The following is a 13,853-nucleotide window of genomic DNA, read 5'->3' as shown; positions in this document are numbered from 1 at the left end:
GGGCCTTGCGGCAGACTCTTTCCGCCACGATACGTCGCCCGCGGCGCGCACGCCTCAGGGTGCGCGCCGGCGCATGCGCCTCTGCCTCAGCGCCTCAGGCGAGTGCGAGCACGTACGAGATCGCCGCGGCGGCGGACGCGGCCGTGCGGACGTGGTTCCACGTCGTCCACTCGCTCATGTACGAGGACCAGTACGCGGCGGCCTCCCGGGTGCCGGGGTCCATCGTGGCCAGCTTCTCGTTGCGTGGGACGTTCGCGACCATCGTGACCCCGAAGCAGCCGAACAGATACAGCGCGCTGCCGAGCAGCAACTCCACCGTGCCCTCGTCGGGCCACAGTACGAACGTGACCACCGCGAGCACCGCGCACAGCACGGCCGACCCGACGAACGCGATCATGAAGGCCGGCGCCAACACCGTCACGTTGATCGACTTCATCGCGGCCACACCCTGCGCCGGTGGCAGCGCGGCAAGTCCCCTCATGACGAAGGTCGAGAACGCGAAGAAGACTCCGGCAACCAGCCCCGTACCGAGCACACCCAGCACCGTCAGTACGAAGTACGGTCCATCGATCATGGCAACTCCCGCATGTTGAAAAATCCTGCCTGGCGCTCCCTGTCACCACAAGTGAAGTCCGGTACGACCAGGGTCACCATGGGCGAGGGGCTCGGGGGCATACGCGAGCCGCTCGGCTTGGGGCGCCGGGCGGTGTCCATTCGCCCGCGCGGCATCATGGCCCTGTGCGACTCGAAGCGATCACTTGGGAACGGCTCGGCGACTTCCTCGCCGAGCGGTTCCTCGACCTGAAACCGGACGACGGCAGCCCCTGGCCGCGTATCGCCTTCGACGGAGCGCCGGCCGCCCACCCCGGTGAGCTCGCCGAACGCGTGGCCGAAGCGCTGCGCCTGCGCGGCCGGTCCGCCCTCGTCGTCGGCACGGAGGGCTTCCTGCGCCCCGCGTCACTCCGGTTCGAGCACGGTCACCAGGACGTGGAGGCGTACTACGACGGCTGGTTCGACACGGGCGCCCTGTGGCGCGAGGTCTTCGGCCCGCTGGACCCCGGCGGTGACGGCCGCGTCCTGCCCGACCTCTGGGACCCGGTCGCCGACCGCGCCACCCGCAGCCCTTATGTCCAACTCCCGCCCGGCACTCTGCTGTTGCTGCACGGTCCGCTGCTTCTACGCCACTGGTTCCCGTTCGACTTCACCGTCCATGTACGCCTCTCTCAGGGCGCCCTGCGCCGGCGCACCCCTGAAAGCGAGCACTGGACGCTTCCCGCGTACGAGCGTTACGAGAGCGAGGTGGCCCCGGGTGACACGGCCGACATCCTGGTACGCGCGGACGACCCGCGCCGCCCGGCATGGAACGGCTGACCTGACTTCGGCGAGCGGCTCCGGACCACTCGTGCAAGAACCGGGCCGCCGGAATCCGGGCACCTGCGGGTGCGTATTGCCTCCCGCCCGACGAGAATGTAGGGCGCCGGGACTAGCGGTGCGTCCCCGCGCCGCGCCGGCTCGCCGGCATCGGGAGGTACTTCATGACCACTGCCGGAGACATCATGCACCGCGGTGCCCAGTGGATCCCCGCCCACGAGACTCTGGACCGCGCCGCCCAGCTGATGCGCGAGCTCAATGTGGGCGCGCTGCCCATCAGCGACAAGAACGAACGGCTCTGCGGCATCCTCACGGACCGCGACATCGTGGTCGGCTGCGTGGCCATGGGGCACGACCCGGCACGCGTCACCGCGGGCGAGATGGCCAAGGGCACACCGCGCTGGATCGACGCGAACGCCGATGTCAGCGAAGTGCTCGGCGAAATGCAGGGGCACCAGATCCGCCGCCTTCCTGTCATCGAGAACAAGCGTCTGGTCGGAATGATCAGCGAGGCCGATCTGGCCGCGCATCTGACGGATGACCAGCTCGCGCACTGGGCCGAGAGCGTCTACGCGAGGACCGCCACACGCTGACGTCGGGATCCCGCCGCCACCGGGAACGCGCTCTCGTCCGTCCGGCCGGCCGTGTCGGAGGAGGTGCGTCACGGCCGGTGTCACAGCCAGCCGTTGCGCTTGAAGCCCCGGTAGAGGACGAAGCAGGCAGTGGCGATCACACCGAGCGTCATGGGGTAACCCAACTTCCAGTGCAGCTCCGGCATGTGCTCGAAGTTCATGCCGTAGACACCGCAGACCATCGTCGGCACGGCGATCAGCGCCGCCCACGCCGTGATCTTCCGCATGTCCTCGTTCTGCGCGACGCTGACCTGCGCGAGGTGCGCCTGCAGAATCGAGTTGAGCAGCTCGTCGAACGCGGCTATCTGCTCGGTCGCCCGCAGTAGATGGTCGGAGACGTCCCGGAAGTACGCCTGTATCTCCGGATCGACCACCCGTATCGGTCGGGTGGCGAGATCCATGAGCGGGCGGTTCAGGGGCGCCACCGCCCGCTTCAGCTCGAGGAGTTCACGCTTGAGCTGGTAGATGCGCCCGGGGTCGGCCCGCGCGCCGCTCTCCGCGAACACATCCGTCTCGACCTGGTCGATGTCCGCCTGCACCGAGTCGGTGACGTTCAGATAGTCGTCGACCACGTGGTCCGCGATCGCGTGCAGCACCGCGGCCGGTCCCTTGGCGAGCTGCTGGGGATCGGCCTCCAGCTCCTCGCGCAGCGGGCCGAGCGAACCGTGTCGGCCGTGCCGCACGGTGATCACGAAGTGGTGGCCGACGAACACCATGATCTCGCCGGTGTTCACCACCTCGCTGGTCGCGGTCAGTTCGGTGTGATCGACGTAACAGACCGTCTTGAACACCGCGAACAGCGTCTCGCCGTACCGCTCCAGCTTCGGGCGCTGATGGGCGTCCACAGCGTCCTCGACCGCCAGCGGGTGCAGGTCGAAGAGCTCGGCGATGCCCGCGAACTCCGCCTCCGTCGGCTCGTGCAGCCCGAGCCAGACGAAGCCGTCGCCGGCCTTGCTGATCTGCTCCACTGTCTCGACGAGATCGCGACCGCCGGGCACTCTCGTCCCGTCCTCGTACGCCACGCAGTTCACCACCGCGGAGCCCAGCGGGGACCGGGCCGGGTGACTCAGGTCCACACGGGGGCGCCGCCGCAACCGCGCCACCCTGCGAAGGCCGCCTACCCTGCCCAGGCCCGTGACCTTCCGCAGATTCCCTGCCATCGACATCTGGAATCTCCTCGTGGATCTCCTTGCGCCGCACTCTGCGCCTGCCGCGGCCAGTCTGCCAGGCTGCTTCGACGGCGGGGGAAGCCTGTGGGAGCGGAACATTCCGCTCCGGGAGTTCCGGCATGTCGCCGAAGGAAGCATCACCCATCGCGGATGCGTCGGACAATTGGGATGATTGCCGCATGACGCGAACCGACGGGTATCTCCTCGACAACCGGCAGGCCGAGGCGGGGCAGCGCTTCGACGCCCTCGCCGCACTCTTCGACTCCACGACGTTCCGCCACATCGAGCAGTTCGGCATCGGATCCGGCTGGCGCTGCTGGGAGGTCGGCGCGGGCGGCATATCCGTGGTGTCCTGGCTGGCCAAGAAGGTCGGCCCCACCGGACGGGTCGTCGCGACCGACATCGACACCTCGTGGGCGGCCTCGGCCACCCGGCCGCCGGTCGAGGTGTGCGTGCACGACGTGGGCGCGGACGAGCCGCCGGGCGACGGCTTCGATCTCGTGCACGCCCGGCTCGTACTGTCCCATGTACCGGACAGGGAACGGGCGTTGCGGTCGATGATCAAGGCCCTGCGGCCGGGCGGACGGCTCCTGGTCGAGGACGCCGATCCCGCACTGCAACCCCTGCTCTGGCCCGACGAGCGCGGCACCGAGCAGCAGCTGGCCAACCGGCTGCGTCACGCCTTCCGCCAGCTGCTCGCCGAGCACGGCGCCGACCTCGCGTACGGCCGTCGGCTCCCGCGACTGCTCCGCGAGGCCGGACTGCGACAGGTGGAGGCCGACGCGTACTTCCCGATCACCTCGCCCGCCTGCGCCGCCCTGGAATCGGCGACGATCCGCCAGATCCGCGCCCAGCTCGTCGCGGCGGGCCAAGTCACGGACCAGGACATCGACCGCCACCTGGCGAACGTGACGGCGAGCGCCATGGACCTGGCCACGGCACCGCTGATCTCGGCGTGGGGGCGCAAGGCCTAACCTCGGAGCGGGAGTTGGCGGGAGCGGCCGTCATGTGTCCCTATGAGGTCTCCCGCCCACCTGCTCCACCGCGAGCGCCCCCGCCCGACACCCCTGTGCCGCCGCTTCCCCGGGCCGGCTGCCCGAGAGCAGGGCGGCCAGGAAAGCGCCGGTGAAAGCGTCCCCGGCTCCCGTCGTGTCCACGGGAGCCGCGGACGTCGCCGGGACGAGATCCCGTACGGTGCCCGACTCGGCCACCAGAGCCCCGGCGCCGCCCTGCTTGACCACCACCAGCGGGGCGTGGCGGCTCAACTTGGCCGCCGCGTCCGCCGGATCGGGCAGCCCGGTGAGCAAGCAGGCCTCGTCCCGGCTCGGCAGCAGTACGTCGATCCCTTCGGCGAGCGCGAGGAACCTGTCCACGCCCAGCTCCGTGAGGAACCCCGCCGACGCGGGATCCACACTCACCGGCACACCACGCGCGCGTGCTGACGCCACCGCCACCGCCACCAGCGCCCGGCACGACTCGGAGAAGAACAGGTAGCCCGACAGGTGCAGCCACGCGACGCCGTCGAGCAGCGACGGCGACCAGTCGTCGGGGTCGAGACGCAGGGAGGCGCCGCTGTCCGTGAGGAACGTACGCTCCGCCGAGGCGCCTGTGTCCACCAGGCAGATCACCGTGCCTGTCGGCGCCGCGGGATCTACGACCAGGTGAGGACGCACCCCTGAAGCGGTCAGCTCCCGTTCGTGCCACGCGGCGGCGTCGGCGCCCACCCGGCCGAGGAGCCGCACCTGAGCACAGCCCCAATGGGCCGCCCAGCATGCGACGTTGGCGCCCGCGCCGCCTGGCACGGTCCGGACGGCGGCGGCCGTATCGGTGCCGGAGGCGAGCGGTCCGCGGTACTGGGCGACGACGTCTGTGACGACGTCGCCGACGACAAGAAGGGCTCCGTCGCGATGGTCACGACGATACGGGCTCGTCGCGTCCCAGCTCGGCTCCCTCGTGCTCCCGTCGGCCCCGAACACGGGTTCGCCCGCCCCGGTCACGCCCCGGCCCAGGCCGCCGCGATTCGCCCCGCGAGCCGTACGTTGCCGCGTACGGCCGCCAGATTGGCGCTCAGCGAGGCCCCGTCCGTGTGCCGGACCAGATAGTCGAGCAGGAACGGCGTGACCGCCTGGCCTGTCACGCCCTCCGCCTCACACGCCTGCAGAGCGTCGGCCAGCACGCGCGCGTGGAGCTCGGGATCGAGCTGCTCCGCCTCGCGCACGGGATTCGCGACGATCAGGGCCGACTCGGGCCCGTCGAGCGCGTCCTGTGCGCGCATGACGGCCGCGACCTCGGCAGGTGACTGAAGCGTCCAGTCCACCGGATGTCCCGAGTCGGACAGATAGAAGCCGGGAAAGCTCACCGTCGCGTACCCGGCGACCGCGACGCCCAGTGTCTCCAGGCGCTGCAGGGTCGCCGGCACGTCCAGGATGGACTTCACGCCCGCGCACACCACCGTGATCCGGGTACGTGCCAGAAGCCCCAGGTCGGCGGACTCGTCCTGGGTGACCGTCCACTCCCGGTGCACGCCACCGAGCCCACCCGTCGCGAACACGCGGACGCCCGCCCGCGCGGCCAGCAGTGCTGTCGCGGACACCGTGGTCGCCCCGCTCGCTCCCGTGGCGACGGCGAGCGGCAGATCGCGATGACCGAGCTTGCGGATGCCGTCCTCGTTCGCGACCCGCTCCAACTGCTTCTTGTCGAGGCCCACATGGGGCTGTCCGTCCAGGACGGCGATCGTCGCGGGAACGGCCCCCTCCTGGCGTACGGCCTCCTCCAGCTCCAGCGCCACCTGGAGATTGCGTGGGCGCGGCAGCCCATGGGCGATGATCGTGGACTCCAGGGCCACCACCGGCCGGTGCGCGGCGAGCGCCTCCCGTACCTCTTCGGACACCACCAGCACGCGCGTGCCTCCTGTCTGTCGGCTCTCCCCATCATTCCTGGCGGGCGGCACGTGTGGCCAAACCCTTGCGGCGGCCCGGAAGGGGGCAGCAGCCTGGGGGCATGACGGACAACTCGATACGTCTCGACCACGTCGTCCTCTGGGTGCGCGACCCCGTCGCCTCGGCCGACTTCTACGAGAAGACGCTCGGCATGGAGCCCCTCAGGGTCACCGAATTCGCCGCGGGGATGGCATCGTTCCCTTCCGTACGCCTCAATGAGGAGACCATCTTCGACCTCGCGCCCCTGCCGTTGGCCGCACGTATGGACGCTGTCCCCGGGGCGGCAGAAAGTGCCGGCCACCCGGTCAACCACGTATGTCTCTCCCTCCCTGGTGAGGACTTCGACGCGCTCCGTACTCGTCTCGAGGAGCGGTCCGTGCCCGTCTCGGACTTCTCGTACGACGCGTTCGGCGCCCGCGGAATGGCCAAGCGCAGCTTCTACTTCCGGGACCCGGACGGAAACGTCTTCGAGGCACGGCACTACGAATAGCTCTCAGGTATCTCAGGCAGGGAAAAGGGGTGTCCACGCGCGCGTGGACACCCCTCAGCCGTCGGTGTCGCGAGGTGTTCGAGGTATTTCGGATATCGCCGTGTCCGCCTTGCGTCTGCCCCGGGTGAACAGTGCCAGCGCGCCGAGCGGCAGCAGCAGGCAGGCGGCGATGAGGTTAAGCCAGCCGTAGCCCGCCTGCGCGACGATGAGGCCCGCTGCCGCGCCGCCGACGCCCGCTGAGGTGTTCATGGTCAGGTCTGACAGCCCCTGTGCGGCGGCGCGCGCGGGCTGGGGCACGGAGTCCGTGAGGAGGGCGGAGCCCGAGACGAGGCCGGCCGACCAGCCGAGGCCCAGCAGGAAGAGTCCGGCGGCGCTCTGCCAGTGGCTGCCGCCCGCCGTGCCCGCGAGCAGCGCCGCGCAGGCCAGCAGCCCCACGGCGAGGCCTATCACCGAGAGGCGCCCGAGCCGGTCCGAGAGCCGCCCCATGATCGGCGAGAAGGCGTACATGCCCGCGATATGGCCGCTGATGACCAGCCCGATCAGATCGATGCTCGCGCCGTGGTGATCGAGGTCGACCGGTGTCATCGACATGACCGAGACCATCGCGGTGTGCGAGACGGCCACCGTCACCAGGGCGAGACGGGCGCGCGCCGAGGCCCGCACCGCGGCCAGCCCGGCCCGTATGGAGCGCGCCTCGGCGGACTGCTCCTCGACCGGCGCGAGCGCGCGGGCGGTCAGCAACGGGTCAGGTCGCAGCAGCACGGCGACCAGAAGCGCAGAGAGGAGGAAGACCCCGGCCGCCCACAGGAAGGGGCCCGCCGCCTCCGGTATGCCGAGCCCGGAGACGCTGCGCCCCGCGGGCGCGGCGATGTTGGGACCGAGGACCGCACCGATCGTGGTCGCCCACACGACGTTCGAGATCGCCCGGGCCCGTCGCTGGGGCTCGGCGAGGTCGGCGGCCGCGAAGCGTGCCTGCAGATTCGCCGACGAGGCCGCGCCGAAAGCCGCCATGCCCAGCAACAGCAGCGGAAAGCTGCCGACGACCGCCGCGATCACGACGAGGCCCGCGCCCAGGGCACCGATGAGATAGGCCAGAACGAGTCCCGGGCGGCGACCGCGCGCGGTCATCAGCGCGGCCAGCGGCACAGAGAGCACCGCCGTTCCCGTGACCGTCGCGGTGGGCGCGAGTCCCGCCAGCGACTCCGTACCGCTGATGTCCTCGGCCAGCACGACGGCGAGCGCGATACCGATGGCGACGCCCAGTCCGCCCAGGATCTGACTGGCGATGAGCACAGCGGAGGTACGGCGCCGCAGAGCCGACAGCCCGTCCGCGTCGACGGGCACGGCGGTCTGCCGCTCGACGGCGCTCATGGCGAACCAGCCGCGTCGGATGTGTGCGCACGCGCGAAGGATGTGGTCACCGGCGCAGTCTCCCCCCTCTCCCGAACTCGGGACACCCTCAGAACAACGGCTCCGGCAGCACCCCTTCCAGCGCCAGCAGTTTCCGCTTCGTCTCCAGGCCGCCCCCGAAGCCGCCGATGCCGCCGTCGCTCTCGACGACCCGGTGGCACGGCACGATGACCGGCAGCGGATTGGCGCCCATGGCCATGCCCACGGCCTGAGCCGCGCCCGGCTGACCCACCCGGCCTGCCAGGTCGCCGTACCCCACGACCGTCCCGTACGGAACGCCGGACGCCAGCTCGTGCAGCACCTGGCGGTTGAAGCCGGAGATCAGGGACCAGTCCAGCGGCAGCTCGAAGTCGTGCCGGTCGCCCGCGAAGTACGCCTGAATCTGGCGTATCGCCTCGGCCAGCAGTGGGGAGTCGGGTGCCTCGACGGGCTCGGCGCCGAGCCGGGACCGCAGCCGGTCGAGCGCTTTGTCGCGCACCGTGTCCGTGGCGTGGAAGACGACGTTGACCAGACCTTCGCCGGTCGCGGCCAGCAGCAGCGGACCGATGTCGCTGCCGGCGACGGCCCACACCACCCGCTGCTCGTTCTGCCCATGGCTGTTCATGAGCCCCACCGTACGGCGCACCACTGACAACGCCGGTGGCGCGGACGCCTGAGGCGTCCGCGCCACCGGTGAGCGCTCCGGTCGAGAACCTCAGAGCTCGTTCAGCGCCGCCCGGACCACGTCCGGTTTGTTCGTGATGATGCCGTCCACACCGAAGTCCGCGACGCGTCGAGCACCGTCCGCGGTGTCGACGGTCCATGTGAAGATCTCCAGCTGCCTGCCGTGCGGTCCCTCGAGCGCGTGGATCGAGGCGACGTAGTCGGTCGAGATGGACGTGTGCGTCGAGTTGATCTGATCGGCGAACTTCGCGTACGCGGGCAGTTCCGCGACCGCCGGCGTACCCAGGAAGCCCGTCTTGATGGCGGGCCGCAGCTCGTGCACGGTCCGTACGCTGTCCGCGCTGAAACTCTGGATGACCAGCTTGCTCCGTACGGCTTGCGGACCCAGCCAGCCCTCGTTGCTGAGGACCTTGAGGGTCTCCTTCTCGATGCCCGGGTAGAGCTCGGGCTTCTTGATCTCCAGCACGAGCTTCTGATGGTTGCGGGAGACCCGGTTCATGTACTGCTTCAGCGTCGGCACGTGCGCGCCCGCGTACTCGGGACTGAACCAGCTGCCCGCGTCCAGGCGTGCGATCTCCGCCGCGGTGAAGTCCTTGACCATCCACGGAGCCCGGTTGGGGAAGATCTCCTCGACATTGGTCGTACGCGCCAGGTTGTCGTCGTGGATCACCACGAGCTCGCCGTCCTTGGTGCGCTGGACGTCGTTCTCGACCCAGCGGAAACCCAGCTCCGCCGCCTTGTCTATGGCGGCCAGGGTGTTCTCGGGGGCGTAGGCGGAAGCACCGCGGTGGGCGACGACCAGCGGCTGGTCGTCGCCCACCGCGGCGTGAGCGGGGGAGAGGGGCAGAACAAGGGCGGCGGCTCCCAGGAGTGCTGTGGTCGTGCCGGCGGCAGCGCGCGCGTGCATGCGTACTCCTTGCGTCTGTGGTCACGGGCAGCTCCATGGTGACAGCGGAGTGTCAACAGGAGGGAGGTACAGGATGGCCACAGATTGAACGGAGTTGCCCGGCGGCAATCACCGGTGCCGCACAACTGAGGTAAGAGCGTGTTTCTTTGCCGGAAAATCGTTCGAGCGCTCTGGTGGGGGTCATACTCTCTGCGTCAACCCCGGCCGCCATGGCGGTCCTGGGACGGGGGCATTGCAGGAAATTCCGGGACGCAACAGGGCGGAAGGGCAACCGCGCATGCAGGGCACGGTCGACGGATTCAGCTACGGACTCGTCACACCGCTGGTGGCGTACCTCATGGCCTGCCTCGGTGGCGCGCTCGGCCTGCGCTGCACCACCAGATCGATGCTGGTCGCCCACTCCTGGAGGCCCGGCTGGCTCGCGCTGGGCTCTGCGGCGATCGGCTCCGGCATCTGGACCATGCACTTCATCGCGATGATGGGTTTCTCCGTCCAGGAGACCCCGATCCGCTACGACAAACCGATCACGTTCGCGAGCCTCGGCGTCGCCATCCTCATGGTCGGCATCGGGATCTTCATCGTCGGCTACAAAGGGGCTTCCGGAACGGCCCTGTTCACCGGAGGCACCATCACCGGCCTGGGCATCGCCTCGATGCACTACCTGGGCATGGCCGGAATGCAGCTCAACGGAAAGCTCGAGTACAACACCTTCACCGTGGCCGCCTCAGTCGTCATAGCCGTCGCGGCCGCGACCGCGGCACTCTGGGCGGCGGGCCAGGTCCGCGGCTTCCTGTGGAGCGTGGGAGCGAGCCTCGTCATGGGCCTCGCCGTCAGCGGCATGCACTACACGGGCATGGCCGCGCTCAGCGTCCATCTGCACGGCACCACCGACGTCACCTCCGGTGACTCGCCCGCGAGTCTGCTGGCCCCCATGCTGATCGGCCCCCTCGCCTTCCTGTTCCTGGCCGGCGTCGTCATGATGTTCGACCCGCTGATGGTCATGGGCAAAGCCGACTGGAGCCCGGCCCAGCAGAAGCCCGGCATCCCGGCCCACATGATCCGTCACACCGGCCGCCGTCCCACGTCCCGCCCGCGCCGCCGCCCCGACCGCCCCGGCTCCCGGACCCCGCAGAGGTAGTGATCTAGGGCCTGCCCGGCGGATCGTGCCGGAGACGCGGGGTCTGGCACGCACATCTGCCGCGTTGTCGTCAATCGCCGACTCCCCCACGCTCGAATCGAGCTCGCGCGGGGGGAACCCCATCGCGTCGACTCGATCCTCCGCCTTGCAGCTGCACGCACCAGACCCCGCTCACGCCCGCTGATCAGGCACCGTTACTTTCCTCCGACCTGATCCGCCGGACAGGCCCTAGCCCCGTTGTCAGTGCGGAGTCGTACGGTTGATTCATGCGGCCCGTATCCAAGATCGAACGCACGGTGGCGCCCTTCGAGGTCGTCAGTCCCTATTCGCCCAGCGGCGACCAGCCCGCTGCCATCGCCGAGCTCGAACGGCGCATCCGCGCAGGTGAGAAGGATGTCGTCCTTCTCGGCGCGACCGGCACCGGCAAGTCCGCGACCACCGCGTGGATGATCGAGAAGCTCCAGCGCCCCACCCTCGTGATGGCGCCGAACAAGACCCTGGCCGCCCAGCTGGCCAACGAGTTCCGCGAGCTGCTGCCGAACAACGCGGTCGAATACTTCGTCTCGTACTACGACTACTACCAGCCCGAGGCGTACGTCCCGCAGTCGGACACCTACATCGAGAAGGACTCCTCGATCAACGAGGAGGTCGAGCGCCTGCGCCACTCCGCGACCAACTCGCTGCTCACCCGCCGTGACGTCGTCGTGGTCGCCTCGGTCTCCTGCATCTACGGCCTCGGCACACCGCAGGAGTACGTGGACCGGATGGTCGCCCTCAAGGTCGGCGACGAGATCGACCGGGACGACCTACTGCGCCGCTTCGTCGACATCCAGTACACGCGCAACGACATGGCCTTCGCGCGGGGCACCTTCCGGGTCCGCGGGGACACGATCGAGATCTTCCCGGTCTACGAGGAACTGGCCGTCCGCATCGAGATGTTCGGCGACGAGATCGAGGCCCTCTCCACGCTGCATCCGCTCACCGGCGAGGTCATCAGCGACGACGAGCAGCTGTACGTCTTCCCGGCATCGCACTACGTGGCGGGCCCGGAGCGCCTGGAGAAGGCCGTCAACGGCATCGAGAAGGAGCTCGAGGAGCGCCTCACCGAGCTGGAGAAGCAGAGCAAGCTCCTGGAGGCTCAGCGGCTGCGCATGCGCACCACGTACGACCTGGAGATGCTCCGCCAGATCGGCTCCTGCTCCGGCGTCGAGAACTACTCGATGCACTTCGACGACCGCGACCCCGGCTCCCCGCCCAACACCCTCCTCGACTACTTCCCGGACGACTTCCTGCTGGTCATCGACGAGTCGCACGTCACGGTGCCGCAGATCGGCGCCATGTACGAAGGCGACGCCTCCCGAAAGCGCACCCTCGTCGACCACGGCTTCCGGCTGCCCTCCGCCCTGGACAACCGCCCCCTGAAGTGGGAGGAGTTCCAGGAGCGCATCGGCCAGGCCGTCTACCTGTCCGCAACTCCGGGCAAGTACGAGCTCTCGCGCGGGGACGGCTTCGTCGAGCAGATCATCCGCCCCACCGGCCTCGTCGACCCGGAGGTCGTGGTCAAGCCGACCGAGGGGCAGATCGACGACCTGGTGCACGAGATCCGCAAGCGCACCGAGAAGGACGAGCGCATCCTGGTCACCACGCTCACCAAGAAGATGGCCGAGGACCTCACCGACTACTTCCTCGAACTGGGCATCCAGGTGCGCTACTTGCACAGCGACGTCGACACGCTGCGCCGTGTCGAGCTGCTGCGGGAACTCCGTGCCGGAGAATTCGACGTCCTGGTCGGCATCAACCTCCTGAGGGAGGGGCTCGACCTGCCCGAGGTCTCCCTGGTGTCGATCCTCGACGCCGACAAGGAGGGCTTCCTGCGTTCCGGCACCTCACTGATCCAGACCATCGGCCGCGCGGCGCGCAACGTGTCCGGTCAGGTCCACATGTATGCCGACAAGATCACCCCGGGCATGGAGAAGGCCATCGAGGAGACCAACCGCCGCCGGGAGAAGCAGGTCGCTTACAACAAGGAGAGGGGCCTCGATCCGCAGCCCCTCCGGAAGAAGATCAACGACATCGTGGCGCAGATCGCCCGCGAGGACGTCGACACGGAGCAGCTGCTCGGCACGGGCTATCGCAACCTGAAGGACGGCAAGGGTGCCAAGGCCCCGGTGCCCGCGCTCGGTTCGCAGGCCGCCAAGGGAGCCAAGCCCGCCAGGGGCAAGGCCAAGGAGACCGTGCCCACCGACCGCCCCGCGGCCGAACTCGCCGGACAGATCGAGGAGATGACAGAGCGGATGCGCGCGGCCGCCGCCGACCTGCAGTTCGAGATCGCCGCCCGGCTGCGCGACGAAGTCTCGGAAATGAAGAAGGAACTACGCCAGATGAAGGAGGCGGGCATCGCCTGACCACCGCGAATGGCGCGCTGTGTTGCAAGACCGACACAAAGTGTGGGCCAGGCTTAGGCACTGTCGGTGCCCCTGCGTAGGGTTGCTGGTCAACCGCAGGATTCTGCGGCAACAGGGGACGTTCGAGAGGGGAACAGCGCGTGACGGTCAACATGACCAAGGGTCAGGCCATCAGTCTGCAGAAGAACGACGGAGGCACCCTGACCGCGGTGCGCATGGGGCTCGGCTGGCAGGCGGCCCCGCGCCGCGGCCTGTTCGGCTCGCGCACCCGGGAGATCGACCTCGACGCCTCGGCCGTGCTCTTCGCGGACAAGCAGCCGGTCGACGTGGTGTTCTTCCGTCACCTCGTCAGCGACGACGGCTCCGTGCGGCACACCGGAGACAACCTCGTCGGCGGTGTCGGCCAGGGCGGCGACGACGAGGCGATCCTCGTCGACCTCGCGCGTATCCCGGTCCACATCGACCAGATCGTCTTCACCGTGAATTCCTTCACGGGCCAGACGTTCCAGGAGGTGCAGGACGCGTTCTGCCGACTGGTCGACGAGACCAACGGCCAGGAACTCGCCCGCTACACACTGGCGGGCGGCGGCCAGTACACGGCACAGATCATGGCGAAGGTGCACCGCGCGGGCCCGGGCTGGCAGATGACCGCTCTCGGTACGCCGGCCAACGGCCGTACCTTCCAGGACCTGATGCCGGCGATCCTGCCGCATCTGTAGGCAGCCCGGC

General features: G+C 69.3%; 14 protein-coding genes. 7 read left to right on the top strand and 7 right to left on the bottom strand.

What is annotated here, in order from left to right; translation table 11 throughout:
• Positions 1 to 94: 94 nt before the first annotated feature.
• A complete protein-coding gene (locus OP79_RS01195) occupies positions 95 to 574 on the bottom strand; it encodes an anthrone oxygenase family protein (protein WP_033317952.1) in 480 nt (159 codons plus the stop codon).
• A gap of 164 nt (positions 575 to 738) precedes the next feature.
• Here OP79_RS01195 and OP79_RS01190 point away from each other — a divergent pair, with 164 nt between their 5' ends.
• Both OP79_RS01190 and OP79_RS01185 read left to right on the top strand, forming a co-directional pair.
• Entirely contained in the window at positions 739 to 1,371 is a 633-nt protein-coding gene (locus OP79_RS01190) for a nucleoside/nucleotide kinase family protein (protein ID WP_033317951.1), read from the top strand.
• Between the two features lie 164 nt (positions 1,372 to 1,535).
• Positions 1,536 to 1,964 carry a CBS domain-containing protein gene (locus OP79_RS01185; RefSeq protein WP_033317950.1) on the top strand — a complete coding sequence of 143 codons (429 nt, stop codon included), beginning with the start codon at positions 1,536 to 1,538 and terminating at the stop codon, positions 1,962 to 1,964.
• An 80-nt stretch (positions 1,965 to 2,044) separates the two neighbouring features.
• Here the strand turns inward: OP79_RS01185 and OP79_RS01180 are convergent, their stop codons facing one another.
• A complete protein-coding gene (locus OP79_RS01180; protein ID WP_033317949.1) occupies positions 2,045 to 3,169 on the bottom strand; it encodes a magnesium and cobalt transport protein CorA in 1,125 nt (374 codons plus the stop codon).
• Between the two features lie 182 nt (positions 3,170 to 3,351).
• Between OP79_RS01180 and OP79_RS01175 the strand changes: the two genes are divergently transcribed.
• On the top strand, positions 3,352 to 4,146 hold the full coding sequence (locus tag OP79_RS01175; protein ID WP_033317948.1) for a methyltransferase domain-containing protein: 795 nt from the start codon (positions 3,352 to 3,354) through the stop codon (positions 4,144 to 4,146).
• Between the two features lie 30 nt (positions 4,147 to 4,176).
• Here the strand turns inward: OP79_RS01175 and OP79_RS01170 are convergent, their stop codons facing one another.
• On the bottom strand, positions 4,177 to 5,169 hold the full coding sequence (locus OP79_RS01170; RefSeq protein WP_169786175.1) for a carbohydrate kinase family protein: 993 nt from the start codon (positions 5,167 to 5,169) through the stop codon (positions 4,177 to 4,179).
• Entirely contained in the window at positions 5,166 to 6,071 is a 906-nt protein-coding gene (locus OP79_RS01165; protein WP_033317947.1) for a pseudouridine-5'-phosphate glycosidase, read from the bottom strand. Before OP79_RS01165 ends, OP79_RS01170 begins: the two co-directional genes overlap by 4 nt.
• 101 nt (positions 6,072 to 6,172) lie before the next feature.
• Here OP79_RS01165 and OP79_RS01160 point away from each other — a divergent pair, with 101 nt between their 5' ends.
• The gene (locus OP79_RS01160) at positions 6,173 to 6,601 is read left to right on the top strand and encodes a VOC family protein (RefSeq protein WP_033317946.1); all 429 of its coding nucleotides are present in this window, start codon (positions 6,173 to 6,175) and stop codon (positions 6,599 to 6,601) included.
• Positions 6,602 to 6,655: 54 nt separating this feature from the next.
• Here OP79_RS01160 and OP79_RS01155 read toward each other — a convergent pair whose 3' ends face one another.
• The 3 genes from OP79_RS01155 to OP79_RS01145 all read right to left on the bottom strand — a co-directional run bounded on the left by OP79_RS01155 (position 6,656) and on the right by OP79_RS01145 (position 9,581).
• A complete protein-coding gene (locus OP79_RS01155) occupies positions 6,656 to 7,972 on the bottom strand; it encodes an MFS transporter (RefSeq protein ID WP_033317945.1) in 1,317 nt (438 codons plus the stop codon).
• An 88-nt stretch (positions 7,973 to 8,060) separates the two neighbouring features.
• Positions 8,061 to 8,615, bottom strand: coding sequence for a methylated-DNA--[protein]-cysteine S-methyltransferase (locus OP79_RS01150; protein WP_033317944.1), 555 nt, complete (start codon positions 8,613 to 8,615; stop codon positions 8,061 to 8,063).
• A 90-nt stretch (positions 8,616 to 8,705) separates the two neighbouring features.
• Complete coding sequence (locus tag OP79_RS01145; RefSeq protein WP_033317943.1) at positions 8,706 to 9,581, bottom strand: glycerophosphodiester phosphodiesterase; 876 nt, start codon at positions 9,579 to 9,581, stop codon at positions 8,706 to 8,708.
• Positions 9,582 to 9,858: 277 nt separating this feature from the next.
• Between OP79_RS01145 and OP79_RS01140 the strand changes: the two genes are divergently transcribed.
• The 3 genes from OP79_RS01140 to OP79_RS01130 all read left to right on the top strand — a co-directional run bounded on the left by OP79_RS01140 (position 9,859) and on the right by OP79_RS01130 (position 13,843).
• Entirely contained in the window at positions 9,859 to 10,719 is an 861-nt protein-coding gene (locus OP79_RS01140) for an MHYT domain-containing protein (RefSeq protein ID WP_033317942.1), read from the top strand.
• A gap of 266 nt (positions 10,720 to 10,985) precedes the next feature.
• Complete coding sequence (gene uvrB, locus OP79_RS01135; RefSeq protein ID WP_033317941.1) at positions 10,986 to 13,124, top strand: excinuclease ABC subunit UvrB; 2,139 nt, start codon at positions 10,986 to 10,988, stop codon at positions 13,122 to 13,124.
• Between the two features lie 140 nt (positions 13,125 to 13,264).
• Complete coding sequence (locus OP79_RS01130) at positions 13,265 to 13,843, top strand: TerD family protein (RefSeq protein WP_033317940.1); 579 nt, start codon at positions 13,265 to 13,267, stop codon at positions 13,841 to 13,843.
• Positions 13,844 to 13,853: the final 10 nt, after the last annotated feature.

This window comes from Streptomyces yerevanensis (assembly GCF_000716805.1).
GTDB classification, from domain to species: Bacteria; Actinomycetota; Actinomycetes; order Streptomycetales; family Streptomycetaceae; genus Streptomyces; species Streptomyces flaveus.
Note: the sequence above shows the minus strand (reverse complement) of the source record. Positions and strands in the feature narration are given on the sequence as shown.

Excerpts from the sequence above, each read along its gene's own strand:
- OP79_RS01195 (WP_033317952.1), bottom strand. The coding sequence starts at position 574 with ATGATCGATGGACCGTACTTCGTACTGACGGTGCTGGGTGTGCTCGGT.
- OP79_RS01185 (WP_033317950.1), top strand. The coding sequence starts at position 1,536 with ATGACCACTGCCGGAGACATCATGCACCGCGGTGCCCAGTGGATCCCC.
- OP79_RS01180 (WP_033317949.1), bottom strand. The coding sequence starts at position 3,169 with ATGTCGATGGCAGGGAATCTGCGGAAGGTCACGGGCCTGGGCAGGGTA.
- OP79_RS01175 (WP_033317948.1), top strand. The coding sequence starts at position 3,352 with ATGACGCGAACCGACGGGTATCTCCTCGACAACCGGCAGGCCGAGGCG.
- OP79_RS01160 (WP_033317946.1), top strand. The coding sequence starts at position 6,173 with ATGACGGACAACTCGATACGTCTCGACCACGTCGTCCTCTGGGTGCGC.
- OP79_RS01155 (WP_033317945.1), bottom strand. The coding sequence starts at position 7,972 with ATGAGCGCCGTCGAGCGGCAGACCGCCGTGCCCGTCGACGCGGACGGG.
- OP79_RS01150 (WP_033317944.1), bottom strand. The coding sequence starts at position 8,615 with ATGAACAGCCATGGGCAGAACGAGCAGCGGGTGGTGTGGGCCGTCGCC.
- OP79_RS01145 (WP_033317943.1), bottom strand. The coding sequence starts at position 9,581 with ATGCACGCGCGCGCTGCCGCCGGCACGACCACAGCACTCCTGGGAGCC.
- OP79_RS01140 (WP_033317942.1), top strand. The coding sequence starts at position 9,859 with ATGCAGGGCACGGTCGACGGATTCAGCTACGGACTCGTCACACCGCTG.
- uvrB (WP_033317941.1), top strand. The coding sequence starts at position 10,986 with ATGCGGCCCGTATCCAAGATCGAACGCACGGTGGCGCCCTTCGAGGTC.